The following is a 24,099-nucleotide window of genomic DNA, read 5'->3' as shown; positions in this document are numbered from 1 at the left end:
GCTTCCGCTTCCGCTTCCGCTTCCGCTTCCGCTTCCGCTTCCGCTTCCGCTTCCGCTTCCGCTTCCGCTTCCGCTTCCGCTTCCGCTTCCGCTTCCGCTTCACTCTTTCGAGTGGGATTCGCCGCGCTGAGCCGCGATCGGGCCGATTCCTGTCGGACCCGGGTGCGACGCTCGGCGCACTGTCTTTTCCCCTCTAGCGGTGGGTGGGGGTTTGTGGATGGCTGAACGGCCCGATCCGGGCAGGCCGTTGCGCGCTGCCGGCCCTCCAAGCGCTGCCATCGGTCCTAGGCTCCGTCGAGGACCGGCCAGCCCTGGGCGTTCCACTCGATCGCCTCGATGCCGAGGTCGAAGTGCCCGTCCTCGTGGTACGAGTGATAGGCCATGAGGCCGTTGGAGATCGACTGGCCGCCGGTCGCCACGTAGTCGCCGTGGGCGCCCAGCACCAGCGTGCCGCCGCCCTGGGTCAGGGCCACGCCGTTCGCGTCGACGAACGGGCCAGTCGGCGAGGTCGAGCGGCCGACCCGGATGTTGTAGGTCGAGTCGGCGCCCGCGCAGCAGACGTCCCACGAGGTGAAGAGGTAGTAGTAGCCGCCGTGCGCGGTCAGCACCGGCGCCTCGATGCCCGCGCCGCCGCGGCCGGCGATGTGGCTCGGGGTCGAGCCGCTCGCGACCTTGCCCGAGGGCCAGTCGAGTTCGAGCATGTAGATGCCGTTCCACCAGGACCCGTAGGCGAGGTAGTGCTCGCCGTCGGCCTCGAGGACGGTCGGGTCGATCGCGTTGTACGGGTCGCCCGGGTTCGATTCCCAGACCAGGCCCTCGTCGACCCATTCGTAGTCGTCGTCGGCCGGGTCGAGCGTCTCGTTGGTGGCCAGGCCGATCACCGAGCGCTGCTTGCCGAAGGTGGAGGCCGAGTAGTACAGGTAGTACCGGTCCTGGTCCTCGTCGAAGTAGATCTCCGGCGCCCAGATGTTGTCGACGCCCGGGACGGCGTCCTTGAGCCACTGGGGCTTCGCGTCCCACACGGTGTCGACGTAGTTCCAGGTCGCGCCGTCGTCGGTGGAGGTGCGGATGGTGACGTTGCCGTCGCCGAGAGGACCCCAGCCGGTGGCGAACACGTACCAGGGCTCGCCGTGGGTGCAGGGCGCGAACAGGCCCGGGTCGTGCGCCCCTAGGTCGCCGCCGAGCGTGCCGGGCGCTGCGACGGCGCAGTCCTGCCGGTCGTGGCCGTGCGCGTTCCCGCTGCCGTTCCCGCCGGGGTCGGCGAGCGCTGCCGGGGCGGCGACGGCGAGCGCGGCGGCCGCGAGGCCGATCGCGCCGGTCGCGGCGATGAGGGTGGTGCGCTTCCGCTGCATGGAAGACCGCCTTGTCCGTAAATCGAAGGATTGAGACGGATAAATGTTAGCGAGAACACGCAGTTCGGGTCAAGCTACAACGTTGAACAAATGTCCGAGCTGCCGCGATCCCCGCCGCCCGCCCCCGCTCCTGCGACACGAAAAAGCCCGCCGCGGCGAACCGGGGCCTTCCGGCCCCGGCCGCCACGACGGGCGCTTCGATCAACGCGAGCCTTGCGGCTCAACCGATCAGGTCGTGATGCCGACGATCGTCGAATCGATCCCGGTACCGTCGGCCGCGTAGTTCACCGTGCCCAGGAACCGCTGGCCCCCGGACAGACCCGACCACGACAGGCCCAGCGAGTACTCGTCGCCCATCGCGACCGACTGCTCGGCCGGATCGACCGCGAGGTTCCCCTCGTCAGCACCCGGAACGACCCACGCGTGCAGCTTCGCCTCCAGCGGCGAAGGCCCCGCCCACTCGTCCACGAACACCACGAACGTGTAACCGCCAGGCAGCGACACCGTCTCGTTCGTACCGCCCGAAGCCGAACTGCCCACCAGGGTCAGCGCGCCCTCGGCGTCCTTCGTGTACACGAACAGGTCGAGGTCCGTGCCCGCCGGGTGGTCCGCGTCGAACGTCGAGAACCGCACCAGCGCCGCATCCGCAGGCGTCGTGAACTCGTACGACACCGCGTGCGAGTTCTCCACCGGCGCGTCAGACGGGAACGTCGACGAGTCGGGGTCGGTCAGCGTCGCGGTCTTCACCTCGGAAGGCACGAGACCCGACACGGTCGCGCCGAGCGTCCCGTCGAAGCCCGCGGTGCCATCGAGCTGGGCCGAACCCGACGCGCCCGTGAACGACGCTTCGTCAGCGGCCGCCAGCTGCACCGGCTTCACCACGATCGGCGAACGCACCTCGTGCACCGTCTTGGTGCCCTTCTTCTCCACCCACGTGACATCGCCGAACGACCACTCGTCGAACGCCGCGTCAGTGCGCGTGATCGTCAGGGTGTACGTCGCCGACTCGCCCGGCTTCAGCGTGAACTTCGTGACGTCCGACGTCACCTCGAAGCCCGCCGGAGCCGTGATCTCGGCCTTGTAGGTGCTCTTCTTGTCCGACACGTTCGTCACCGTGCGCGTCACCTCGTACGTGCCGGTGAGCTCCGCGACCGTGACCGACGGGTAGTTCAGCTGCGACGGGTCGATCGCGCCCAGCGCGTCGCAGTACGACTGCACCTTCGACGCCTCCGGCGTGCCGCAGATGTACTGGATCCACTCGGTCGGGCTCGACTCGTACACCAGGCCCGGGTCGAACATCGCCCGCGCGTCGACGTGGCCGGCGCCGTAGTCGAACGGCGTCGCGTCCGCGCCGCCGCGCTGGATCGGGTTGCCGTCCTGGTCGGTCTGGTACGCCGTCGTCATGATCGCCGACTTGACCGCCATCGGCGACCACTCCGGGTTCGCCGACTTCAGCAGCGCCGCCAGGCCCGCGATGTGCGGGCTCGACATCGACGTGCCCTGGGCGTTCGCGAAGTCGTTGCCCGCGTGGTTGAACGGCGTGATGCCCGCGAGGACCTCCACGCCCGGAGCCGTGATGTCCGGCTTCAGCAGGTTCTGCTCCGCCGCCAGCGCGGGGCCGTTCGACGAGAACGCCGCCATCACCGGCGCGTTCGCGTCGCGCAGTTCAGAGGTCTCGACCTCGATGCGCGGGTTCGACTTCGAGTCGACCCACTCCGCGAGCTCGATGCCGTCCGCGTAGCTCACGTGCACCACCGGGACCGCCTGCGAGGTGACGACGTTCGCCGCACCCCGGTCGGACTGGTCGCGCACGATCAGCGCGGTGCCGCCCGCGGCGGCGACCTGAGCGGCGTTGTCGCTGAACAGGTTCCCGCGGATGCAGATGATCGCGAAGCCCTCGGTCTTCGCCGGGTCCAGGGTGCCCGCGTCGCAGCGCGCCGCCGCGGCCGGGTCGGTCCCGTCGTACGCCGCGTCGACGGCGTTCTTGACGTACCACTTGGCCGAGCCGACCAGCGCGGCCGCGTCGATCTCGTCGCGGCCGAACTCGACCTCGGTGCGGAACGTCTGGTCGTGCGACGAGGCGCCGACCGTGGTCACCCACGGCTCCTGGTGGTCCACAGTAGAGGTGGGGCCGTCGTTGCCGGCGCTGGCCGCGACGAAGACGCCGGCGGCGGCCGCGTTGAAGAACGCGATCGACACCGAGTCGACGAACTCGGGCGTGCCGGTGGAGCCGATGGAGAAGTTGATGACGTCGACGCCGTCGTTCACGGCCGCTTCGATGCCGGCGACGAGGTCGGCGCCGGGGCAGCCGCCCCAGCAGACCTTGTAGGCGGCGACGCGGGCGGCGGGGGCGAGCCCTGAGAACGTGCCGACCTTCTTGCCGTCGATGGTCACCTTGGTCTTGTAGTTGCCCGCGGCGGTCGTGGCGGTGTGGGTGCCGTGGCCGTCCTGGTCGCGGGGGGAGGCGAAGCCTTCCTCGGCGTAGCCCCAGGTGTCGAAGTACCGGGCGCCGATGAGCTTGTTGTTGCACTCGATGTTGTTGGCCGGGTCCTCGTCGACGCCGGTCACGCACTCGCCGTTCCACTTGGCGTCGATGACCGCCTGGTCGGGGCGCGGCTCGGAGAGCGGGGCCAGTGCCGGGTTCTCGGGCCAGATGCCGGTGTCGAGGACGCCGACGATGACGCCTTCACCGGCGTCGCTGGGGCCGGTGAACTCCTCGTCCCACGAGCCGTCGTCGCCGGAGAGGCCGAGGAAGCCCGTCGTGTCGACGGCGCCGGTCGGCTGGTAGATCGTCTCGGGGACGACCGCGGCGACCTTGTCGCTGGCGGCCAGTTCCTCTGCTTCGGCGGCGGTGAGGTTCGCGGCGAAGCCGTTGAGGACGGTGTCGTACTCGGCGGTGGTGTCGACGTCGTACTCGGCGATGACCGCTTCGCGCTCGTCGGCGAGGGTCTCGCGGTACTCCTCGACCGCGGCGGCCTCGAAGTCGATCGTCTCGCCCTCGGCGGGCGCGGTGGCCTCGTGGGTGGCGATCGGGTCGGAGGCGAGCTGGACGATGTAGTTGCCGTCCTTGTAGTCGATCGGCTGCGCCGCACCCTCTTTGAGGTATTCGGGTGAGACCTCAGGGAGCGTGGGGGGCTCGGCCGAGACCGGTGCGGCGGCGGCGGTGAGCGCGACGGCCACCAGCGGGACGGCCGCGGCCGCCAGTACGGCTCTGGTTCTGGCTCGGGCGCGCGCCGATGCGCGCCCTTGCCTGCGGAGGGACGGAGATCCCATGCGTTGAGCTCCTCTCAAGGGGGACGTGCGCCGTGGGTGAGTACTCCGGCGCGGTCGGTGAGAGTCGCCGCGCCGCGGCGCACGGAAACGAGCCTATTGCGAGGTTGGTTCGCTGTAAACCCTCATATGAGGAGAATGCCGGTATCAGGCATGACTGTTATGCGGCCGTTACAAAGGACGTTCCGACGAGTGGATATTCAGTGAATTCCCGGGTCTCGACGTGCCCGATTACCAGTGCCACCACAGGAATCGACGCTCGTGCCGAAAGGTCACGGAACTGCCCGTCGCCTTCCCGGTGACCGAGAAGCGGATTGCCGTGCCTCCTTTGTAGGTGGCGCGGTTCGTCACGGAACTGCCGAACACTTCGGTGTTGTCGTCGACCGCGTACGCCCCGGCGGGGAGCACGACGGTGAGCGAGGAGCCGAGGAGCTTCACGTCGAGGTCGACGGTGTCGGTGCGGATCACCGCGTGGCGGCAGTCGAGCTTCACCGAGGAGCCGGTGGCGTTGATGTGGATCTTCGGCGGGACGACCCAGTCGCCGTCGCGCTTCACGGACGAGCCGGTCGGCTTGAGGCGCAGCTCGGTCGGGCCCTCGGGGACGGGCCGCTTGGGGACGGCGAGGGTCCCGCCGGTGTCGGGCAGGTCGGCGAGCAGCCGCTCGACCTCGCCGTAGGTGCGGGCCTCATACGCCTGACGGGAGCGTTCGGCGAACTCGTCGAGGTCGAGGCGGCCCTCCTCGGTGGCGGCGTGGAGTCGGGCGAGGATCGCTTCGCGCTCGGCGTTGGAGACGCGCATGTTCGGGTCGTGCGTCATCGGAGGCTCTTCGTCATCGTGCTAGGGCTTTCTCGTCGGACCGGGGTTGAGTCGCCGGGGGGTGCGCACGAGCCCGCCGTTGCACCATTCGTGGTAGTCGAACAGGTCGGGCTGGCGGATGAGCGCCTTCGTGTTGGCGGCCCAGAGTTCAACGTACTGGTCGCGTGACTCGACCGCCTTCTCGAGGAGGCGGTCGACGCGCTTGCGGGGGTGGACGCGGAAGTTGGTGCGCACGGCGTCGCCGGCGTAGATGTAGAGCACGTGGAGCGCGAAGGACCGCTTCGGGCAGGTCGCGTCGGCGGCGAGGTCGAGCCAGGTGTCGACGAGTTCGTCGGTGGCGAGGGTGAGGTCCCACTGCCGGCCCTCGGGGGCGGTCGAGTACGGGTCGAGCGCCCAGTCGCGGATCTCCTGCGGCGTGGGCACGGCGGGGCGCGCGAACCCGGTGAAGGACCCTTCCGCCACTGCCGCTCCCGCCGATTCGAACGATGCTCGCACCGATCCTAGCCCGAGTCCGCCCCGATCCCGGTCCGCGATTGCGATCCGTGGGAGCGGGTGAGCAGTGATTCGGGTCTTGTGCGCGCACCCGGGCCGAGGCGGCCCGCCTCTGCCGGGCGGGCCAGCCTGCGACACCCGGGGGGTCAACCCCCCCCCACCCCCACCCCACCCGCCCCGCTCCCTGCACTGCCGCCCACCCTCGCCACCCGCCCCGGCGGTGCCGCGCCCCGCTGTCCGCTCACCCCCACCTGCCTCGGTCGCAAGGCGGCCCGCTCAGCTGAGCCGTCCCGGTTCACTGCCGCTGTGGGGTTCGGTTCGTGGGGCCGGTGGGCGGGAGGCGCCTTCCCGCGCCACCGGTCGTTCAGGTTGTCAGCCTCGGGCCACTGCCAGGTTCACCGCCTCGATGCGCTCGTTGATGTCGCGCAGCTCGTTGAGGTCCGGGTCCCAGCCGCGGTCGAGGAGCAGTTCGCGGAGCCGGACCAGCCAGGGCCGCGGATGCTCCATCACATCGGAAGCGGTGACGACCAGGACCTCCCAGCCGAGGTGCTGCAGCGCCTGGTGCCGCCGTCGGTCCGAGGTCTCGGCGCCCAGGCCGAGACGCGCGCCCAGGCCGTCGTACTCGACCCCGACCCGCCACCGCTCCCAGCCGAGGTCGAGGAACCTGGAGCTCCCGTTCGGGAGCCGCACCCGCAGCTGCGGGACCGGCGCGGGGAGCCCGGCGTCGCCGATGAGGCAGCGCGTCCAGGACTCCATCGGCGACTCCGACCGCGGATCGGCCGCGAGCAGCGTCGCGTTCGCCCGCCTGAGCCGGTCGCCGTGGAGCGGCTCGAGCGCGGCCGCCAGGCTCCCCGCGTCGATGCCCGCCCGCAGGATCTGGTCCGCGGCGGCCACCGCCTCGAGCCGGGGGAGATCGGCCGCGCAGTCGACCAAGGTGCGCGCCAAGCGGGTCACCGGCAGCCCGTCGATCACCGTGATGTCCGCCAGTGGCGGATCGGGCGAGCTCTCGACCGGCCACTCGCGCTGGTCGGCTCCGGGAGGCAGGACATCGAAGCCGTGGATCCAGGCCGCGGTGCGGCCCGTGGCCACCTGCGTGTAGTCGGCTTCGAAGGCGGCCTCGAACCGCCTGAGGAGGTCTTCGCACGCCTCGGCGCCCTGGGCGAAGGGGGCATCGAGCGGCCGGTTCATCGTGGCTGTCGTGGTTCGGTACATCGGCATTCGCGTCATGTACCAACTGTCGCTGAACCACTCCGGAGCGTCAACGATTTCTTTTCCGCCTGTGGATAACTCGGGGAAGAATTGTGGAGTCACAGGTCGGGGGCCTGTGGATAACTTTCCGGGTGGGTTGTCGCACAAGCGGAAGCGGCGCGGCCGCCTCCCCGAGGGGAGGCGGCCGCGCCGCTCAGGCAATGGGAGGCCGGTCAGTAGACCACGTCGCAGAGCTTCCAGACGCCGTCTTCCTCGACCGCCGTGAAGATGTAGCCGACGCCTTCCTCCATCTCGGCCGTGCTGCTGGGCTCGCTGTCGTCCATCGTCCAGCCCGCCCAGACCTCGACGCCGCCGTCGACCTCGCGCGTCATGCTCCACAGCAGGAACCCGGCGTTGAAGCCCTCGTACTCCAGCTCCCACTCGAGGTCGCTCTGCAGCGCCGAGCTCGGCGACGAGCACACCTGCGCCTGCATCAGCTCGTCGTCGTCCGTGTCCGAACCGATCCGGTAGTTGATCGCCGCGGCCTCCGGCGTTCCGGCCTCGACCTCGTCCGAGTTCACCGGCGTGCCCCAGGTCGCGAAGTCGTCGTCCGCGCCCGTGTCGGCCGTGGTCTCCTCTTCGGTCGGCTCCGCGTCCGGCTCGCTCGTCGCCTCCTCCTCGGAAGGCTCGGCGCTCTGCGACGTGTCGCCGCCGGCTTCGTCGTCGCCGTCGTCCTTGTTGACCATCCCGGGGATGATCAGCACCGCCGCGATGCCCAGCACCACGACCAGGGCGACCACGACGCCGAGGATCACCGGCAGGTTCCCGCCCTGCTTGGCCGGCGGGATCGGCGGCGGCAGCACCGAACCCGGCGCCGACGGGTAGCCCTGCTGGACCCCGATCGGAGGCTGGCTCGGCGGCTGCATGTACTGCGGCGGGACCGAAGGCTGCGTGTACTGCTGCGGCGGCGGCTGCTGGTAGTAGTTCCCGGGCGGAGGCGTGCTGTTGTACCCCTGCGAGTAGGGGTCGCTGGGCTGCTGCGGTTCGGGCTGCAGCTGATACTGCGGGTTCCCACCGCCGGGGGGCGGATACGTCATCGCTTCAAACGCCTCGTCTGCTCGGGGGCAATCGGTCGCGGTGATTGGGCTTCACCGGGATTCCTCGATCGTACAGGCAGTCGCCGCTCCCGTGGACCCCGGAAAACCCCAGGTCGCATCGCCTGTCAAAGGCGAAGCGGCCGTACCGGGACGAACCGCGGACGCCGCCCGGCCCGGGCGCGGCGTCGCACACCCTGTGCGACGCCGATTCCCCCTGCAGGACTACGATTTATGCCCCGGCACCACGTGTGCGGCCTGGTCGGCGCAGTCGATCCCACCGTCGAAGCCGCGCGCGGCGCCCGAGGCGGCACCCTGCCCGGACGCCGGCGGAGCCGGACCGAGCAGTCCCGCCCGCCACGCTTCTACCAGAGGTTCGACGTATGGCGAACGCCAATGCAGTGCAGCTTTGGACCATCCGCTTCTCCGCCGCGCTCGCGCCAGTGCCGGTGGTCGAGCTCTTCGGGGTGAGCCGCCTCTGGGGCTACGGCCTCCTCTACCCCGCGCTCGCCGCCACCTGGGCCACCGGCCGCTGGCAGCGCCGCCGCCAGCTCGCCCGCATGCGCGACGAGCCCGAACCGGAGTCCGGCAGTACCCGCACCCGCTTCTGGGACAACGGCACGGGCGCGCGAGACGAGTTCCGCGCGTTCGAGCCCGCCGCGACCGGAGCCCGCCGGGCGCATGCCGACGAGCCCCCCGACTCCCCGTTCCGGGACGCCGGCGCGGGCGGCTCGCTCGGGGAGCCGCGCACGTCGTCGATGGGCACCTTCGGCGGCGTCGGCGCGCCCTCCAGCGGCCCCTTCGGCGACGCTTGCGAGCCGTCAATTGGCCCCTTCGGCGACGCTTGCGAGCCGTCAATTGGCATGGCGGTCGTGTCCGTCCCGCATCAGCGTCGCGACCGCGCCATGAGCAACCTCGTGGGCTCCATCAAGAACGAGTCGATCGACGCCGAGCTGCGCATCCAGCTCATCCAGGACCTCATCGACCTGGGCGGCCGGGACATGGCCATGCGCCTCTCAACCGTGGCCCAATCGTCCAATGTGGATATAGAGGTGCGGCTCGAAGTCGCCGAGCACATGGGCCGCTTCAGCGTCGAGGACGCCGCCCGCGCCCTTGAAGCCATCGCCGCCGACGCCACCGTCGACGCCAAGTACCGCCTCGACGCCGCCAGCGCGCTCGTCGACTGCGCCGCCGGACCCGCCGGGATCGCGCTGATGCAGCTGGTCACCGACGAGAGCGTCAACGAGTACGTGCGGCACAGCGCCGCCCACGCGCTGCGCGACGTCCATCCCTCGGCGGCCGCGATGGCCCTGCGGCACTTGGCGAACGCGCCCCTGCTGTCGGTGCGGCTGCGGATCATCTGCGCCGAGCAGCTCGCCGAGGACAGCGTCATCGACGCCGAGAACGCGTTGTGGCGCATCGTCAAAGGCGTCGAGTCCGTCATGGACTTCCACTTGGGTATCGATGCGGCGGAGGCGATGTTCGACATCAGCCCGGACGTCGGCATCGAGGCGTACTCGGTGCTCGCCGTCGACGACTGCTTCCACTGGTTCGGCCGCATCGAGGCCGCGTACCGGCTCGGGCGGCTCGGCCTGAGGGACGGTTACGACCTGCTCAGCGATTTCGCGCGCGCCGACCAGCTGGAGGAGGTGTACGCGCGGGCCGCGCTCGAGCGGCTGTTCCAGCTGGAGGTCGAGTCGGGGAACGAGTGAGACCCGAAGCGCCGCAAGCCGGTCAGGGCTTGACGGCGGTGAAGTACGTGTCGATCGACAGGTGGTGGAGGTCCCGGCGGCGGCCCAGCCAGTCCGGGCCGTCCTCGTCGAGCAGCCGCGCCCAGGCGGCCCGGTCGGCGTCGCTGAGGTAGGGCTCGAACCAGCCCACCCGGGTGTTGAGGGATTCGAGCGCGTGGTGCAGGTCGGTGCCTTCGAGCGGGGCCGGGGTCGCGTTGAGCTCGTTCACTTCGTGCACCTGCGTCAGGCCCGCCTGCTCGAGCGCGAGGTTCCAGCCGTAGGGGAGGGGCGTCGAGCCGTGTTCGACGCCTTCGCCTTCGAGTCGGCGCGAACCGGCCTCGATGAGCCGCAGCTCGAGTCCCGGGCTGCCCACGCCCACATGCCAGGGCAGGTACTGCGGGGCGGTGCCGCCCTCGCCGATCGCCAGCCGTCCGCCCGGGGCGAGGAGCCCCGCAAGGTGGTCAAGGGCCGCTTGCGGATCGGAGGCGTGGTGGATGACGTGGCCGGCCCACAGGAGGTCGGCGGGCGCCCCGATTGCGGCGGCGAGCGCGTCCGCGTCGTCCACTGACGCCTGCGCCGCCCGCACGGCCGCGCCGGTCTCGGCGGCCCGCTCGCGCACCAGGTCGAGCATCGCCGGCTCCGCGTCCACGGCCACGACCTGCGCCTCGGGCAGGGTCTCGGCGAGGGCGAACGCCATCGAGGCGGCCCCGCAGCCGATGTCGGCCACGACCCGGTCGCCCGGGGCGGCCAGCCTCTCGGCGAGCCGCCGGTACTGGGCGGCCTCGGCCGCCGCGCGGGCTTTGAACCGGGGCGCGGCCTCGGCGAAGTCGAACGAAGCGGTGTGGTCCCCGTGCCGGTGTTCGTGCTGTGCTGCCATGCGCCCCAACCTAGCACCGGTGAAAACCGTTATCGACTCGAAAAAGGGACCGGGCGTCCGCGGGGTGCGGACGCCCGGTCGGGTTTCCCGGAGTCGAGTCTCATGCGGCCGCGGTCTTGCGCGGCGGTGGTTGTGGGCGGCGGTGGTTCTAAGCGGCAGAGAGGCGCTCCTGGACGCGGGTGACCTCGGCGTCCAGCGACGCGGTGCGGATCGGGCGGTGCGGGGAGTCCGACTCCGAGAGGGAGGCGAGCAGGCCCTTGCCGAGCGCGGCCTGGGTCAGCGCGAAGCCGCGCAGCACCAGCGGCAGCAGCATCGCCAGGACCAGGCCGCCCAGCACCGAGAGCGCCGAGAGCGCCAGGTACGAGTCGCCCCAGCCGAGCCAGCGGGTCGCGTACTCCAGGCCGTCGCCCCCGCCGGTGGCGCGGCGGATGGCCCACGCGTACAGCGGGTAGCCGAGCGACGCGACCGTGGCGGCCCACAGGGACAGGGCCACGCAGAACCCGGCGACCGCGAGCGGGAAGTTCACCACGCCCCACAGGAGGTTCAGCCACGACTGGCCGTCGGTCAGCGGCGTGAGGTACCGGCGCAGCGGCGACGCGCCCTCGGGCGCCCGCTTGTAGTGCGGCCCCTCGATCGGCTGCCGCAGGACGGCCCCGAGCTGGCTGCGCCCGGCGGCGGCGAGGCCGCGCATGGCGAACAGGGTCGCGGCGAGGATCGGCACGCCGACCCAGACGACGGCGGTCCCGATCCCGGCGGCGAAGCCGGTGACGGTGATGACGAACGCGGGAACGGCGATCGGAAACGAGGAGAGCAGGTACGCACTGTCGGCGCCGAGCTGCTTGAAGATCTTGTTCATGCCGATAATCCTCGTCCGATCGGGGCCTTGGAACGACCCTGCGAGCAGGCATTTCACGGGTAGGGACAGCCCTACCCGGGGCTGTCGGGCCCGGCCCCGGCCGGTCCCGCCGGAACGGGTGCAGCGCCCGTCGCGCGGTGCCCGCGACGCCTGGATCCTTCGCCGCTCGTCCCGAAGGCGGCGGCGCCCGTCCCGCCCGCCGTTGCGCCCTTGCCCGGCGGTCCTTCAGCATCGGCGTGTCCACCACGGGCCGGGCGGTGCGGTCGGGTCGGCGCAGGTCCGTTTCAGGAACCGCTCGTCGAGCGGGGCCACGAGGCGGCGCAGTTCGCGGGCGGGGCGCAGCGGTAGCCGGCGCAGTGCGATCTCGAGCGCGTCCCGGGACGGCGGGCAGCAGCCCCAGATGCCGCATTCGCCGGCGAAGCCGTACCCGAGCGGGCTCGGGGTGGGCCGGTTCGCGATGCGCCGCCACCGGTCGAGCGCCCTGGCGACGTCGCCGGGGCCGAGGTCGCGGTCGTGGAGCTCGAGGAGGCGGACGGCGGCGTGGAGCGCGCTTGAGCCGCATGGGATCTGGGGAGGCCTCCGAAGCAGGAGGAGCCGAGGGTGGAGGCGGGTCTGCGATGCGCGTACTCGCGCGGGCGGCTTACGCGGCATCGCCCTTTCGGTTGTCGCTCATGCCGTCCAGTATGCCGCGTCGGCGCAACCGGAGAAATAGGTGCGGCCCGGGTCGTTGACCTCGACACCGGGCCGCCATGTGCCACATAGTGGCCGCTGCGATCCGCGGCAGCCGTTGAGGCTGCTGCTAGCATCGCGCTCTGCCGTTGAGCTACCGCCGCATGTGGTGCGGCGGGAGGGATTCGAACCCCCAACTTCGATGTCCCAGGGGACTGCTCACGGAAACGCGCGGCGTGGCGAATGCTGAAGCTAGAGCGAGAGTCTCAGTTTCGGCGTGAACCCGAGTCCTTGCCCGCGGGGTTAAATTCCGCAGGGGACCGGATGTTCCCGCCTGTTACTCGGACTGAATCTCAGTTTCAGCGTGTCGGCGCTTTTCGGGCGCCGCCCCTGTCGCTCAAAACAGGGGGTCTGTGGGCCTATTCGCCGAGCAGGTAGCCGAAGACCTTGGCGCCGATCTGCTCTTCGACGACCTCGGTCCCGTTGGCCTCCTCCCGGGCGAACTTGACGGCGGTCTGCAGTTTCTCCAGCCGCTCCGAAAGCTGCGCCACCCGCTTGGCCGGGGCCGCGCCCGAGAACTTCACGGTGGTCCAGTAGCCCACCGGGATGTCCTCGTAGTAGACCTCGACCTGCGCCGGGTGCTCCTCGGTCGCCTCGGCCTTGACGTGGTTGCGCGGGATCTTCTTGGTGCGCACCGTCTTCACCGGGTCGGTCGCGTACGCGTCGGACGCGTCGTTGTACGTCCACGACTCGGCCGCGTCGAGCACCGGCAGGCCCTTGACGAAGGTCTGCAGCTCGGCGAGCTGCTTCTCCAGGAACAGCAGGTAGGTGACGGGGACGTCGGCGACCAGCACCTCACCGTCCACAGTGATGTCCGCTGTCGCGATGGCGTTGGTGCGGTCCTTGGTGGCCGTGACGTCGAACAGGCGCGTCATCGCCGCCGAGACCTCGCGCAGCTGCTCCTCGACGCGGCGCTGCACCTTCGTCGACTCGGGCGGCAGCTGCTCGCCCTCCTCGTCCTTCGGCTGGTAGGTCCGGGAGATGCCGGACAGCAGCGGCGCCTTGGCGAGCTCGCGCCCGGCGTCGCCGAGCGCACGCGCGGCCTTCGCCTTGACGCTCTTCTCGATCGCGATGATCTGGTTCAACTTGGTCACGGAGCAACCCTCACTTTCGGGCTACACCATAGGACCCGCCCGCCACCCCGGCAACGGGATAAACGCGGCGCGGTCGCCGGACGGCATCCCGCCCGGCGGCCGCGCCCGGTCGCACTACTCGTTGCACCACCGCTTGGAGTCCGCAGTGGACAACAGGCCGATGATGACGGCGGCCATTGCGATGCCGATGACCGCGCCGATCAGGCCGCCGGCCGCGCCGCCCGCCGGTTCCGCGCCGGTGTACTCGACTTGCGGGGCGAAGATCCACGACAGGAGCGCCAGGCCCACGTTGATGATCTCGAAGATGACGGCGCCCTTGCGGGCGCCCGCGCTGCGCTTGGCGATTTTCACCGCGAAGACCGCGCGCAGCACCGTCCAGATCACGGCCTGGACGATCGCGACGACCAGATACGGCACGTACGACGACGGGATCACGACGTCGCCTTGCTCTTCCAGCGTCGAGAGGAGGGAATAGCTGAAGGCGAGGGCGCCGCTGCCGCAGATGCCGAGGCCGAACAGGATCCACAGGAGCACCACGGCGCCCTTCGTGGAGCCGGGCATCGACTCAGGGGCGGCGCCGAGCGGCGGGCCGGGAGGGGGAGCGGGAGGAGGAGGGGGGTAGCTCATGGGCGTACTCCTAACGTAATGCGGTATTGCAGGGGTATCAGCGGTCGCACCACCAGCGCGACCGGGCGGTGGACAGGAAGCAGATGACGAGGATCGGCAGCACCAGCCCCGTGCAGTCGAAGTTGTAGCTGATGCTCATGCCCTCCGGGGGACCCGCGGGCACCACGGTGTTGAACAGCAGCACGGCGAGCACGAGCTGGCAGGCCATGCCCACCCCTTCGACGATGTACGCCGCCGACCGGGCCGTGCCGCTGCGCTGGACGATCTTGACGGCGATGTACGCGCGCAGGCCCGCCCACGCGACGCCCTGGACCGCGCCGATCGACATCAGGAGCTTCGCGTCCGGGGGCAGCATGTCGAACAACGGCGACTCGGTCATGACCATCGGGAGGGTGAGGAGCGCACCGAACGTGCTGATGGCGACCATGACCCACAGGAGCACGACCGCGGTCGTCGTGAGACCGGGCATGCGCGGCGGCCGAGGCGGCCCGTAGGGGTGGCCGGGCGGCGGGTACGGGTTGGGGTGCGGCGGTGGGACCGTCATGGCTGCCCTCCAGGGGCAATGAGGGGTTGTGCGGCCCATTCTAGTTGCTTTGCGGGTGAATCGGGGTACCCCACATTCAGGACCGCTATGCGCGCGTACGCGAACGCCCAGCCCACCGCGGCGATGTTCGCGCTCGTCGCAACGGGGTACTAGGCTGGACGGGCGCCCGGCGCCGCCCGATATGACGGGTTCGCCGGGGTCGGGGCGGCGCAGTGCGAACGCCGCGGCGGTCGACGGGTTGGACGGAGGATCAGATGATCACGCGATTGGCCGAATCACTGGGGTACCGGGTGCTCGAGGTGCGCGACGGGGACGGCACCCTCTCCGTCGGCGGCCACGACGGGGCGAGCGCGCTCCGCGTCGGCTGGAGACCGCTCATCGTCGAGGGCTATACCGGCTCCGGGTCCATCGACCGGTTCGCGATCCGCACCCGGGACGCCGCGTTCCGGCACTCCCTGCGCGACCTCCGCGAGCGCCTCCGCCATCCGCCCGGCGACACCGACCCGGTCGAGCTCGCCCGCCCGATCCTCGGCCTGCTGCAGCCCGGCCACTACGGGGTCCGGATCTGGCGGGACGCGAACGTCCACATCGAACCGTTCGGGGAGAACGGGACGGCCTGGTGGTACCCGTACGAGCCGATCGGCACCGAGGGCACCGCCGTCATCCCCACCGACGCGTGGCCGCCCCGCGACGAGGCGACCCTCGACGGGTACGTCGAGGAGATCGAGGAGGGCGCCCGCCCCCTCTCGGTCATCCTCCGCTCCGAGCCGCCCGGCGACGAGCAGGACTGCGCCGCGTTCCTCATCGACGGCCACCACAAGCTGGCCGCCTACCGCCGCACCGCGATCGCCCCCCACTTCCTCGACATCGCCCGCCTCGCCGACCGCCGCCCCTGCGCGCCCGACGACCTCCGCGACGTCATCGACGGCGACCGCAAGCTCGAGCAGTCCGCCGCGAACCTCATGCGCTACCTGGAGGACCGCCACACTTGACCGCGCATGGTCAAGGCGCAGTCCAGATATGCATCGCCGTGCCTCAACCCAAGCCCAGGACCAGTTGCGGCGCATAGGCGATCGCGATGAACCGGATCGAACGGCCGACCAGGCACGCGGCCACGAACAGGGGCAGGTTGATGCGCGTCCCCGCCGCGCAGATGCTCGTCGCCATCAGCGGCGGCAGACCGGTCGTGGCGCTGAGCAGGAGGATCGGCGCAGCGAGCGACGGGCGGTCGAGGAGGCGCAAGAGCTTGCGGCCGAGCGCGATCAGCGCCGCCAGCGGCGCCCGCAGACGCTCGCGCACCGCCGTCGAACCGGTGGGCACCGGCTCCGATGCGGTCGCGGCCCTGGCGCACCGGCGCGACTCGCGCCGCCGCTCGACCGCCTCGACCCACCGCTGCAGCCGCGCCGAATGCAGCGCCCCGCGCACGCCGAGGAACAGCGTCGTCTTGCCGATGGTCTGCCCGACCGCGGCCGCCACGCCCAGGGCGATCGGGCTGTAGTCGGTCGCCGCGGCCAGCGCCACCAGGTACGGTTCGACCGGCGTGACCGGGAAGAACGCCGAGATCAGTGCCGTGAGCGCCGCCGTGAGGCACGCCGCGATCACGGCCGCGCTCCAAGGGCCGCATCAGCGGCGCGGGCGGGGGTGGTGGCGGGTCGCTCGATCATTCCGGTTCGTCTTCGCTGGCGGGGTGTGGCTTGGCGCACTGGGAGCGACTCTAGTGCACCGGTACATACTGGGAAACCCCCACCGGCGGGGTGCGGCTAGGAGCCGGGGTCCTTGCGGGCCATGGGGATGCCCCCGGCCTGGTCGATCGCCTTCAGCAGGGCCTGCGCGTCCCAGTCGGCCGGCTTGCGGCCCTCCGAGGCTTCGAGGTACTCCTCCATGAACGTGCGCAACGCCTTGCCCGCCAAGCGGTCCGGCCGCTGCTGCGTGAACGACGGGTCGGCGTGCAGCACGAGCAGCAGCATCCCTTTGACCCGGAGGTGCGGCCCGCCGATGCCCGGCTGGAAGTACGGGAGGTCGAGCACGCGCGCGCCCGCGGCCTCGTAGAACGCGAGCCGCCGCCGCGGGTCCCCGTAGGCCTCGTGCACGGCCGGCGCGTTCGGTGATTCGATCTCGGCCACGACCAGGCACGGGTCGTACCGCTCCCGCCACGACTCGAGCGCGTCCCGCAGCAGTCTCCCGCCGAGGCCGTGCCCGCGCGTCGCCGGATGCACCGCCAGATACGTCAGCATGTGCACCCGCGACGCCGTCGACCAGCGCCCGAACGCCGCCCCGGCCGGCCTTCCCGCGTCGTCGACCGCGACGAGCAGGCTCCCGAGCCCCGCTTCGAGGGTCTCGGCGATGCCCGTCTCGCTCTCCAGTTCGTTGGCCGGGAACGCCGGGACCAGCACCTCCCGGTAGACCTGCCCGAGCAGCCCGCCGGGCCGCGTCTGCTCCATGATCCGGTATTTCATCGCGCACCCCCCACCTCGGCCGACAAGCTCAGTATCCCCTGAAACCGCAGCTCACGCGCTAAGAACGCGATGTCCGCCGCAGCCGCCGCACCAGCGTCGCCGGACCCCTGACGACGCGCCGCGCGGTGGCCCGGAGCCCGTAGTAGGACACCCACCGGCGCACCACGTAGACGACCGCCCACAGCGCCACGCCAGCCGTCACCGCGCTCCACCACAGGGGCGTCCACAGGCCCGCCGCCTGCCAGATGCTGATCGCGGCGCACACGCTCAACGCCGACACCGCGGCCGTCAGGGAGTCGCGGATGCGCTGCTGCCGGTCGCCCTCCCACCGCTGCAGTGTCGCCTCCGACTGGTCGGCCATGACCTCGCCCAGGCCGGTCTCGAACGTCACGAGCTGCTCGTCCACGCCGCTCACCGACAGCAGCCGCCGCAGCGCGGCCGCGTTCGACGGCGACCGCAGCAGCGACGGCGAGTGCAGCAGCGAGACGACCTGCCGGGTCTGGCTCTCGAAACCGAGCATGCGGGTGCGGGACGCCTTGATCGCCTCGAGCTGCGCTGAGCGGTCCGCGCCGGGCGTGTTGTACGCGGCGATGTACTCGGTGACGCTCGCCCGGTAGGAGTCGAGCTGGTGGTTCCATGCCGCGAGGGTGCCGCTGAGGCAGGCCGTGAACTCCGCGATCGCCTCGAGGTCCCCGGAGATGAAGTTCGGGGCGTCGAGCGCGGCGATCACGGTCGTGTTCTCGGTCGAGATCAGGAGGTCGCCCTGGTTGCGCTGGTTCCAGATCTGCCGGCTGTGGTCGTCGGCGAGCCGCACCCAGTCCCACAGCGACTCCTTCGCGTCGGGCGCGGCGTGCAGCAGCACCGAGGACCCGATGAGCGTGAGCAGGCGGCGCCCGTCCTGCACCATCTCGGTGCCGTCGTTGCCCACGTGCGGCCCGTGCTCGTGCTTCCGCTCGCTCGCTCTCAAAACCCGCACGAGCACATGCGACCGTCCTCTATGGATCTCAGGTGGCGGCGCGTGCCGCCCTCGCCGGCGATCCGGCTCGGCGTCCGCCTCGAGCTGCAGCGGCAGCTGCTTCGTGATCAGGTCGCGGGCGAAGCGCGCCAACCGGTCCCAGGTGCGGTCGGCGTCCCCGCATCGCACCTCGATCGTGCCGTGCTCACGCGCGGCCCGGAACATGGCGGCGTGCAGCTCCCCCGGGTACACGTCGGTGAGCGTCCGCTCCAGGCGCAGGCAGTGGACGCCCATGGGGGAGAACCGCACCGACGCCGACAGCTCCTCGACCGTCTCCTCGTCCACGTGCAGCCGCACCTTCGGCAGCGCCACCTCCATCCCGTCGAACCGCTTGTCCGTCTCGAGCCGCGGCTCCCAGATGTCGGCGTGGTAGGTGAAGTGGTCGAGGATCGCCGTGGGGCGCACCAGGTCCGGCGGCCCCGACCGATGCTCGAACGAATGCCGCAGCCGCGACGTGATCGTCTCGTAGTCCAGGCCCGTCACCCCGAACGGGAACAGGTACACGATCCGGCCCTCGTCCACGCGCATCCACCGCGGATCCGACTTCTGCGCGGCCTGCAGCCGCTCCAGCGCCTGCCGGTGCGCGTTCAGCTTGCTCAGCTCCACCGACGAGAACGGCCACGAGTTCGCCAGGTGCTGCAGCTCCTTGCGCATCTCGTACTTCCACTTCCGCCCGCCCGACACCGCCGCGAGCGCCCGGTACGCCCGCCGCAGCACCAGGTGGTACTCCTGCCGGACCCCCACCTCCTCCCGCACGTACCCCGCGACCGGATCGGCCAGCCCCTCGCTCTCGTCCAGCAGCGCCGCGAACCCGTCCACGACCTCGTCGAGCGCCCGCTCGTACCGCAGCCGCGACCCGGTCTTCAGCCGGTCCTCCAGCAGAATCTCCGCCCGCACCAGTTCGCACAACCGCAGCGCCAGCGCCACCGGCTCGTCAGGCGCCGCATCGAGGCCCCACGAGGCCCGCACCGTCTCCTCGAACCGGATCATGCACTTCGTCAGCAGGTCCACTCGGTACGTGTGGTTCCACGCCCGCACCGAACTGTGGTGCACCCACAGGCACAGCAGTGCCCGGTCGAGACTGCTCCGCGTCCGGCCCGCCTGCGCGGCGAACTCCGCCCCCGCCAGTTCCAGGAACGTCTCCTCGAACTCCGGCCCGCCCTCCGCGCCGATCTCCGACTGCAACCCGTTCCACACGAAGCAGTCCCGCACCGCTCCCGTGTCCACCCCGCACCCCTCGCGCAACCGCGCCTCGATCCGCCGGTGCACGCCCACCTCCCGCGCCGCCAGCGGCCCGTCCAACCCGTCCTGACCCGACCCGTTGCGCGCCACCGGAACCACCGCACCGGCCTGCTCAGAACCCGAGGGGATGCTCATGACCCCAGCCTAAAGCGCGCCCGCTGCCGAGCGGGTCCTCAGAACCGCCCGCCTGACGGGTGAGCTGATTCAGCACTCGCAGTGGAGCAGGATTTGAACAAGTTCAAGATGTGCTAGGCTCGCGATCATGAGTTGAACATGTTCAGTTTGATCATTCTCCGGTTCCCTCCCAAAGAAGGTGCGGCCCATGCAGCTCCACCCGACTCCGCTCCCGCCCTTGCGGCCCATAAGCAGCCGGGGACCGCAATGGGTGCTCTGGTTCCATCTGATCGCGTGCCTCGTGGTGTGGCCCGTGGTGTTCGGGACCGTCTTCATCGCCACCTTCGTCGCCATTGCGATCGTCGCCAACGACCCGGGCGGCCCGCTCTTCTGGCCGCTCGCTTGGGGCGTCTCCGCGATCGCCTACGGGCTGGTCGTAGGCATTCCGCTGACAATCTTCGGGCGCAGCAGGCGGTGGTACCTCCGCCTTGTGCCGGCCGTGATCGCGGCGGCCCCTTTCATCTGGCTCGGCATCCTCGCTGCCCAAGGGACCATGCCCGTGACCGGGGCCGGTGTTCTCTGGTCACTTCCCTCGATCGCGACCATTGCCGTCTCGGTCCTGGTCCAGACGGCTCGCGGATGGAGAACGCCCGAACGAAACCCGCGGAACTAGCGGCGTTACGCGTCGGGCTTCTGGTTGAGGTCGGTGGGTCCGGTCCAATAGGGTTAGGCCATGGGTAGGTTGTTCCGGCGTGTCGTTCGCACCGCTCGTCGTCCGCGCCGCAGCGGCGGCGGGACCAAGTTCAGCACCGCGGACGGCAAGCAGTACCGCGTCGTCGCGGTCAACGAGCCCGAGGACAACGAGTTCGCCGACCCCCCGAGGAAATGGGGCCGCGTCGGCGTCATGGCAGCCGCATGGGCGCTCGCCCTGGTATTGGGTGGTTGGGTCGCGCCAAGCATCGCCGCGAGCGGCAATCCCGCGAACCAGGATCCGCGCGACGAGGCCGCTACCGACGCGGAAGGCGCCGCTCTCCGGTATCTCAGATACGGGTCGAACGATGACCTCGACCGGGCTGAATCGGCAGTGTGCGAAGACGCCTCCCCCGAACTTTCCCCGCAAGACCTCGACGGGATCCGCCAGGCCTACGCTGATGAACTGGGTGGAATCACCGATATCGATGTGAAGGCCGGCGACCCTGTTCCCTCCATCGACGGCATCAGCATTGCCGGGACAGTCGCCTACATCGCTCAGGGCAACCGGCGGACTGAGGATTTTCTAGTTACCGTGCAAGAAGACGATGGCAAGTACTGCGTTTCGAACGCCGTCTCCCTCCAAGAGGAAGAAGACCCCTCGGAAACCGATGGCACTGCCGAGGTTGTTGATCCTAAGGAGCTGGCGACAGACTTCCTGCGCGCCATCGTTGTCGAACGCAACGCTCAGGCTGCGGCCGAGTTCCAATGCTCCGACACGGATTACGCGGGTACAACGCCCGAGGAGCTCGATGCGGCGATCACCGAGTGGGGCGCGACTACGGCCTTCCTCAACGGCATCGAGCCTGCTGAGTCCCCAGAGACCTCAATCACGGCGTTTGACGTCGAAGTGTCGCTCAAAGGAGACCTGAAGGAAGACACATTCGACTTTGTCGTTGGCGTGCAAGAAGACTGCGTCGCCTCGCTTGTCGGCGGCGAAGGCTTGATCTAAATCTGTCAATATCGGGGTCTCATTGAGACTTCGCGACACGCCGTCACTGGTGGTTGACAATCGAGCGATGGTCGCTCACCATTTCCTCAGCGCGCCTCTGCACTGACGGTTGATCCGTTTGTGCGATGGCTTGCGTCTAACTGAATCAGGCAGAAGTTCGACGCCGCCCGGTGGCCCAAGTCGCCAAACAAGATCCACCGGGCGGCCCCTAAACCAGAGGAGCAAGCTCCCTTGGCAACTACGACCATACTCGATTTCGGGCTGCCCGCAAACAGCCATTCCGGGGCGAATCAGAACCGCCGACCGGCCGTTCCCGCCTACCTTGAGCAGGTGGTTTATGCCGCTCCCTTCGAGCCGGATTCGCCCGGCGCGTACCGCTACGATCCCGACGCCTCCGACCCGACGCTGCCCGAAACCGACCCGCGATCCCCGCGCTACGAACCGCCTCATTTGCGGCACCGGCCCGGTGACACGTGGATCATCGACCGCGATCGCCCGCAAGATCTCCACGACCCCGGCCCGTTCAGCTCCCCGGACTGGCGCCCTGATACCCGCACCGGCCGACACCGTCGAGGCGAACTGCCCGACTCGCCCCGCAAGCCGGTCGAACCTCGAAGCGAGCGTGCCAACCGACCGTCGCCCGGCCCGACTCCCGAAGGGGCCGAGAGGCGTCGTCCATCTCCCGACCGCACCGGGACCGAGCCGCCCGAACCGCCTGAGCGGCCCCGGCGCCGCTTCTGGGCGGACGACAACGAAGACCGCTACGACTTCGGCAAGCTCCGCGAGGACGCATGGATCCGGTTCCTAGCCGGATCGCAAGAGCTGCACCACGCTCACCTGGTCGCCACGACCACCTTCACCGACCGCTGGGTGCAGTTCTGGCTGACGATGCGCGCCTTGCTCTTCCGAGTGCTTGGCATCCACACGCCCAAGGAAGGGGAACCCATCGAAGGGCCGACCGTTCCCCTTCACACCGTCGCTCCACCGAACCAACCGCCGCCGGGTCTCTTGTCGGGTACGCCATTGCAAGGGCTGCACCGGACGAACCCAATCAGCCCGTACCTCAGTCAGTGGGAGCGACATTTCGATGAGCGCCAAGGCTTCCGAGAGGCGGTGGCGCTGTGAGCTTCGAACTCGTCCGCGCAGCACCCCGTGGAGGTCCCGGGGATGGACTCGACGGTCTCACCTTCGCCGCAGTGATCGGAGGCCGCCGACTCTACTTCCAGGCGATCCCAGCGCAAGCGCGCTTCCGGATCACGATGGCCCGCGCGTGGGAGCGGAGGACCGATGCCCTGGGTTCGGTGATCCGACTCGGAACCGCAGAGCCCGGCCTGCGGGTCTGCGCTCCAATGGAAGTCGAGTGGGCCGAGCGGCACGCCGAGAAGATCATCGCCGAGGCGGTATCGATCTGGGGATCGATCACCCGCGGCTGCGAAGCTTGATCGGGGGATTAGAGCAGGTCGGCGCACCGCGGTGGGGCGATGCGCCGACCTATTGACTGTGCCATAGCGGTCTGACACGTCGAACACGCCATCTTGACCGGACGAAGTACGATTTGCGGAACTCGTACTCGACCTGCCCCCCGCTCCGACGTCAGGAACCCCATGACCTCATATGCGACGAACTCAGATCTGTCCGTCGACCCGGATGCGATCGAAGCCGAAGGCGAACGCCTCAAGTCCCTTGCCCCGGACTTCAGCATCGTGGCGGACTACGCCCAGGACGCGGACCCCGACTGGCACATGTGGGGAGTCCCCGGCGTCACGCTCGCGCAGTTGTACTTCGCCAGCGCCGACGCGATCCACGAGATCCTGAAGGAATTCGACCCCGCCGTCTCCGGTCTGGCCCAGCGGTTCATCGACTGCGCAAAGGACTACCGCGACACTGACGAGGGCAACGGTCGGGACTTCGACGACATCGAAGGAGACATCGTCCTTGTCTGACCAGAAGGGCACCGTCGTCGACTTCACCGACGACCCCCAGAAACCCAGCTTCGGCGAAAGCGTCGACGCCGACGGCGGCATCATCAGCGGCAGCCTCGGTGAGAACGCGAAGAACGCCGCGCTCGGCAACGCACCGATCTACTCGCAGTGGAACAACGCGAAGACGGCATGGAACAACGGACTGAACCCGCCGCAGCCCTACTTCCACGGCGAGTGGTGGGAGGAACTGCTCAATGCCACCCAGGCGAGCGCCGACATCGCGCTGCAGATCGTCGACGTGTTCGACTACGGCAAAGGCGTCGTGAACCTCTTCACCGGCAACTTCCTCGATATCCTCGGCACCCTCGCCGCGGCTGTATGCAAAGGCTGGCTCGACTTCCTTTGGAACTCGTTCACCCCCTTGCAGGACGCCGTAGGGGTACTCCTGGGCAACCCGCCCAAGATCCAGAACTCCGGCAACATGTGGAACTCGGTGTCCGAGAACCTGAAGGCCCTGGAGGAGGCCATGGGCCCGGGTCTCGACAAGATGCTCAGCGAGTGCTGGGAGGGCCAGGCCGCGTGCAACGCGAGCGTCCGCGCCGCGGACCTCCTTCAGACCGTCGACTTCGCCTCGCAGAGCGCGAAGGGGCTGAGCGAACTTCTCCTGATCTACGCCGACATGGCCGCGCGCATCAACGACACGGTCCGCCAGTTCATCGCGGACATCGTCGGCACGGTGGTCGGTGCGATCGGCGATATCGCCACCAAGGGCCCGTTGGCGATCATCCCGATCGGGATCGACCTGGGGATCCTCCTCGCCCGCTACACGGCGCGGCTCATCGGCATCGCCGTCCAGGAGCTCTGGTTCATCATCGCCGGGATTCAGCTGCTCACCACGATCAAGGGCTGCTTCGACAAGGCGATGGAAGTGCTCAAGAAGTTCTCCGACTACAACCCCGTGATCAGCGTCTAGGAGGTG

Annotated in this window: 24 protein-coding genes; 9 read left to right on the top strand and 15 right to left on the bottom strand. The window is 69.8% G+C overall.

The genetic code is table 11. From position 1 onward, the window contains the following. A partial coding sequence (locus AB0K52_RS20615) for a hypothetical protein (RefSeq protein ID WP_363534696.1) occupies positions 1-197 on the top strand: 197 nt, incomplete at its 5' end. Positions 198-284: 87 nt separating this feature from the next. Here the strand turns inward: AB0K52_RS20615 and AB0K52_RS20610 are convergent. From AB0K52_RS20610 to AB0K52_RS20585, 6 genes are all read right to left on the bottom strand, one after another. Further along, positions 285-1,352 (bottom strand): arabinan endo-1,5-alpha-L-arabinosidase, encoded by a 1,068-nt coding sequence (locus AB0K52_RS20610; RefSeq protein WP_363534693.1) that lies wholly within the window; start codon positions 1,350-1,352, stop codon positions 285-287. Positions 1,353-1,580: 228 nt separating this feature from the next. Further along, positions 1,581-4,625, bottom strand: coding sequence for a S8 family serine peptidase (locus tag AB0K52_RS20605; protein WP_363534690.1), 3,045 nt, complete (start codon positions 4,623-4,625; stop codon positions 1,581-1,583). Positions 4,626-4,853: 228 nt separating this feature from the next. After that, positions 4,854-5,438: a DUF1707 domain-containing protein gene (locus AB0K52_RS20600; protein WP_363534688.1), complete on the bottom strand. Its 585-nt coding sequence runs from the start codon at positions 5,436-5,438 to the stop codon at positions 4,854-4,856. A 21-nt stretch (positions 5,439-5,459) separates the two neighbouring features. Continuing rightward, a complete protein-coding gene (locus tag AB0K52_RS20595) occupies positions 5,460-5,900 on the bottom strand; it encodes a hypothetical protein (RefSeq protein WP_363534685.1) in 441 nt (146 codons plus the stop codon). Between the two features lie 402 nt (positions 5,901-6,302). Further along, the gene (locus AB0K52_RS20590) at positions 6,303-7,157 is read right to left on the bottom strand and encodes a hypothetical protein (RefSeq protein WP_363534682.1); all 855 of its coding nucleotides are present in this window, start codon (positions 7,155-7,157) and stop codon (positions 6,303-6,305) included. Positions 7,158-7,351: 194 nt separating this feature from the next. After that, positions 7,352-8,215, bottom strand: a complete 864-nt coding sequence (locus tag AB0K52_RS20585; protein ID WP_363534679.1) for a hypothetical protein — start codon at positions 8,213-8,215, stop codon at positions 7,352-7,354. Between the two features lie 380 nt (positions 8,216-8,595). On the opposite strand from AB0K52_RS20585, the gene AB0K52_RS20580 reads away from it, so the two are divergent. Then, positions 8,596-9,924, top strand: coding sequence for a hypothetical protein (locus AB0K52_RS20580; protein ID WP_363534676.1), 1,329 nt, complete (start codon positions 8,596-8,598; stop codon positions 9,922-9,924). Positions 9,925-9,946: 22 nt separating this feature from the next. Here the strand turns inward: AB0K52_RS20580 and AB0K52_RS20575 are convergent, their stop codons facing one another. From AB0K52_RS20575 to AB0K52_RS20550, 6 genes are all read right to left on the bottom strand, one after another. Beyond that, positions 9,947-10,819 (bottom strand): class I SAM-dependent methyltransferase, encoded by an 873-nt coding sequence (locus AB0K52_RS20575; RefSeq protein WP_363534673.1) that lies wholly within the window; start codon positions 10,817-10,819, stop codon positions 9,947-9,949. A 148-nt stretch (positions 10,820-10,967) separates the two neighbouring features. Next, entirely contained in the window at positions 10,968-11,675 is a 708-nt protein-coding gene (locus tag AB0K52_RS20570) for a sensor domain-containing protein (protein WP_363534670.1), read from the bottom strand. A 225-nt stretch (positions 11,676-11,900) separates the two neighbouring features. Next, positions 11,901-12,326: a hypothetical protein gene (locus AB0K52_RS20565; protein ID WP_363534667.1), complete on the bottom strand. Its 426-nt coding sequence runs from the start codon at positions 12,324-12,326 to the stop codon at positions 11,901-11,903. Between the two features lie 437 nt (positions 12,327-12,763). Continuing rightward, positions 12,764-13,498, bottom strand: coding sequence for a hypothetical protein (locus tag AB0K52_RS20560; RefSeq protein WP_363534664.1), 735 nt, complete (start codon positions 13,496-13,498; stop codon positions 12,764-12,766). A gap of 114 nt (positions 13,499-13,612) precedes the next feature. Continuing rightward, positions 13,613-14,125, bottom strand: coding sequence for a hypothetical protein (locus AB0K52_RS20555; RefSeq protein WP_363534661.1), 513 nt, complete (start codon positions 14,123-14,125; stop codon positions 13,613-13,615). A 37-nt stretch (positions 14,126-14,162) separates the two neighbouring features. Then, on the bottom strand, positions 14,163-14,669 hold the full coding sequence (locus AB0K52_RS20550; RefSeq protein ID WP_363534658.1) for a hypothetical protein: 507 nt from the start codon (positions 14,667-14,669) through the stop codon (positions 14,163-14,165). A gap of 254 nt (positions 14,670-14,923) precedes the next feature. Between AB0K52_RS20550 and AB0K52_RS20545 the strand changes: the two genes are divergently transcribed. Continuing rightward, positions 14,924-15,661 (top strand): hypothetical protein, encoded by a 738-nt coding sequence (locus AB0K52_RS20545; protein ID WP_363534655.1) that lies wholly within the window; start codon positions 14,924-14,926, stop codon positions 15,659-15,661. 43 nt (positions 15,662-15,704) lie between these two features. Here AB0K52_RS20545 and AB0K52_RS20540 read toward each other — a convergent pair whose 3' ends face one another. The 3 genes from AB0K52_RS20540 to AB0K52_RS20530 all read right to left on the bottom strand — a co-directional run bounded on the left by AB0K52_RS20540 (position 15,705) and on the right by AB0K52_RS20530 (position 19,517). Continuing rightward, positions 15,705-16,271 carry a hypothetical protein gene (locus AB0K52_RS20540; RefSeq protein ID WP_363534652.1) on the bottom strand — a complete coding sequence of 189 codons (567 nt, stop codon included), beginning with the start codon at positions 16,269-16,271 and terminating at the stop codon, positions 15,705-15,707. Between the two features lie 158 nt (positions 16,272-16,429). Further along, positions 16,430-17,125 (bottom strand): GNAT family N-acetyltransferase, encoded by a 696-nt coding sequence (locus AB0K52_RS20535; protein WP_363534649.1) that lies wholly within the window; start codon positions 17,123-17,125, stop codon positions 16,430-16,432. Positions 17,126-17,183: 58 nt separating this feature from the next. Next, complete coding sequence (locus tag AB0K52_RS20530; protein WP_363534646.1) at positions 17,184-19,517, bottom strand: hypothetical protein; 2,334 nt, start codon at positions 19,515-19,517, stop codon at positions 17,184-17,186. Between the two features lie 187 nt (positions 19,518-19,704). Between AB0K52_RS20530 and AB0K52_RS20525 the strand changes: the two genes are divergently transcribed. From AB0K52_RS20525 to AB0K52_RS20500, 6 genes are all read left to right on the top strand, one after another. Next, positions 19,705-20,169 carry a hypothetical protein gene (locus AB0K52_RS20525; protein WP_363534643.1) on the top strand — a complete coding sequence of 155 codons (465 nt, stop codon included), beginning with the start codon at positions 19,705-19,707 and terminating at the stop codon, positions 20,167-20,169. A gap of 60 nt (positions 20,170-20,229) precedes the next feature. Then, complete coding sequence (locus AB0K52_RS20520; RefSeq protein WP_363534640.1) at positions 20,230-21,198, top strand: hypothetical protein; 969 nt, start codon at positions 20,230-20,232, stop codon at positions 21,196-21,198. A 231-nt stretch (positions 21,199-21,429) separates the two neighbouring features. Next, the gene (locus AB0K52_RS20515) at positions 21,430-22,323 is read left to right on the top strand and encodes a hypothetical protein (protein WP_363534637.1); all 894 of its coding nucleotides are present in this window, start codon (positions 21,430-21,432) and stop codon (positions 22,321-22,323) included. Next, positions 22,320-22,640: a hypothetical protein gene (locus AB0K52_RS20510; protein WP_363534634.1), complete on the top strand. Its 321-nt coding sequence runs from the start codon at positions 22,320-22,322 to the stop codon at positions 22,638-22,640. The genes AB0K52_RS20515 and AB0K52_RS20510 overlap by 4 nt, the downstream gene beginning before the upstream one ends. Positions 22,641-22,802: 162 nt before the next feature. After that, positions 22,803-23,141 carry a hypothetical protein gene (locus AB0K52_RS20505; protein ID WP_363534631.1) on the top strand — a complete coding sequence of 113 codons (339 nt, stop codon included), beginning with the start codon at positions 22,803-22,805 and terminating at the stop codon, positions 23,139-23,141. Further along, complete coding sequence (locus tag AB0K52_RS20500; protein WP_363534629.1) at positions 23,134-24,093, top strand: hypothetical protein; 960 nt, start codon at positions 23,134-23,136, stop codon at positions 24,091-24,093. The genes AB0K52_RS20505 and AB0K52_RS20500 overlap by 8 nt, the downstream gene beginning before the upstream one ends. Positions 24,094-24,099: the final 6 nt, after the last annotated feature.

It is taken from the genome of Glycomyces sp. NPDC049804, assembly GCF_040674615.1.
Taxonomy (GTDB): domain Bacteria; phylum Actinomycetota; class Actinomycetes; order Mycobacteriales; family Micromonosporaceae; genus Glycomyces; species Glycomyces niveus.
Note: the sequence above shows the minus strand (reverse complement) of the source record. Positions and strands in the feature narration are given on the sequence as shown.

What these genes read in the sequence shown, in the direction of transcription:
- AB0K52_RS20525 (WP_363534643.1), top strand. Translation starts at nt 19,705, where the DNA reads ATGCAGCTCCACCCGACTCCGCTCCCGCCCTTGCGGCCCATAAGCAGC.
- AB0K52_RS20575 (WP_363534673.1), bottom strand. Translation starts at nt 10,819, where the DNA reads ATGGCAGCACAGCACGAACACCGGCACGGGGACCACACCGCTTCGTTC.
- AB0K52_RS20570 (WP_363534670.1), bottom strand. Translation starts at nt 11,675, where the DNA reads ATGAACAAGATCTTCAAGCAGCTCGGCGCCGACAGTGCGTACCTGCTC.
- AB0K52_RS20550 (WP_363534658.1), bottom strand. Translation starts at nt 14,669, where the DNA reads ATGACGGTCCCACCGCCGCACCCCAACCCGTACCCGCCGCCCGGCCAC.
- AB0K52_RS20590 (WP_363534682.1), bottom strand. Translation starts at nt 7,157, where the DNA reads ATGACGCGAATGCCGATGTACCGAACCACGACAGCCACGATGAACCGG.
- AB0K52_RS20580 (WP_363534676.1), top strand. Translation starts at nt 8,596, where the DNA reads ATGGCGAACGCCAATGCAGTGCAGCTTTGGACCATCCGCTTCTCCGCC.
- AB0K52_RS20535 (WP_363534649.1), bottom strand. Translation starts at nt 17,125, where the DNA reads ATGAAATACCGGATCATGGAGCAGACGCGGCCCGGCGGGCTGCTCGGG.
- AB0K52_RS20585 (WP_363534679.1), bottom strand. Translation starts at nt 8,215, where the DNA reads ATGACGTATCCGCCCCCCGGCGGTGGGAACCCGCAGTATCAGCTGCAG.
- AB0K52_RS20545 (WP_363534655.1), top strand. Translation starts at nt 14,924, where the DNA reads ATGATCACGCGATTGGCCGAATCACTGGGGTACCGGGTGCTCGAGGTG.
- AB0K52_RS20530 (WP_363534646.1), bottom strand. Translation starts at nt 19,517, where the DNA reads ATGAGCATCCCCTCGGGTTCTGAGCAGGCCGGTGCGGTGGTTCCGGTG.
- AB0K52_RS20555 (WP_363534661.1), bottom strand. Translation starts at nt 14,125, where the DNA reads ATGAGCTACCCCCCTCCTCCTCCCGCTCCCCCTCCCGGCCCGCCGCTC.
- AB0K52_RS20600 (WP_363534688.1), bottom strand. Translation starts at nt 5,438, where the DNA reads ATGACGCACGACCCGAACATGCGCGTCTCCAACGCCGAGCGCGAAGCG.
- AB0K52_RS20610 (WP_363534693.1), bottom strand. Translation starts at nt 1,352, where the DNA reads ATGCAGCGGAAGCGCACCACCCTCATCGCCGCGACCGGCGCGATCGGC.
- AB0K52_RS20505 (WP_363534631.1), top strand. Translation starts at nt 22,803, where the DNA reads ATGACCTCATATGCGACGAACTCAGATCTGTCCGTCGACCCGGATGCG.
- AB0K52_RS20605 (WP_363534690.1), bottom strand. Translation starts at nt 4,625, where the DNA reads ATGGGATCTCCGTCCCTCCGCAGGCAAGGGCGCGCATCGGCGCGCGCC.
- AB0K52_RS20565 (WP_363534667.1), bottom strand. Translation starts at nt 12,326, where the DNA reads ATGCCGCGTAAGCCGCCCGCGCGAGTACGCGCATCGCAGACCCGCCTC.
- AB0K52_RS20520 (WP_363534640.1), top strand. Translation starts at nt 20,230, where the DNA reads ATGGGTAGGTTGTTCCGGCGTGTCGTTCGCACCGCTCGTCGTCCGCGC.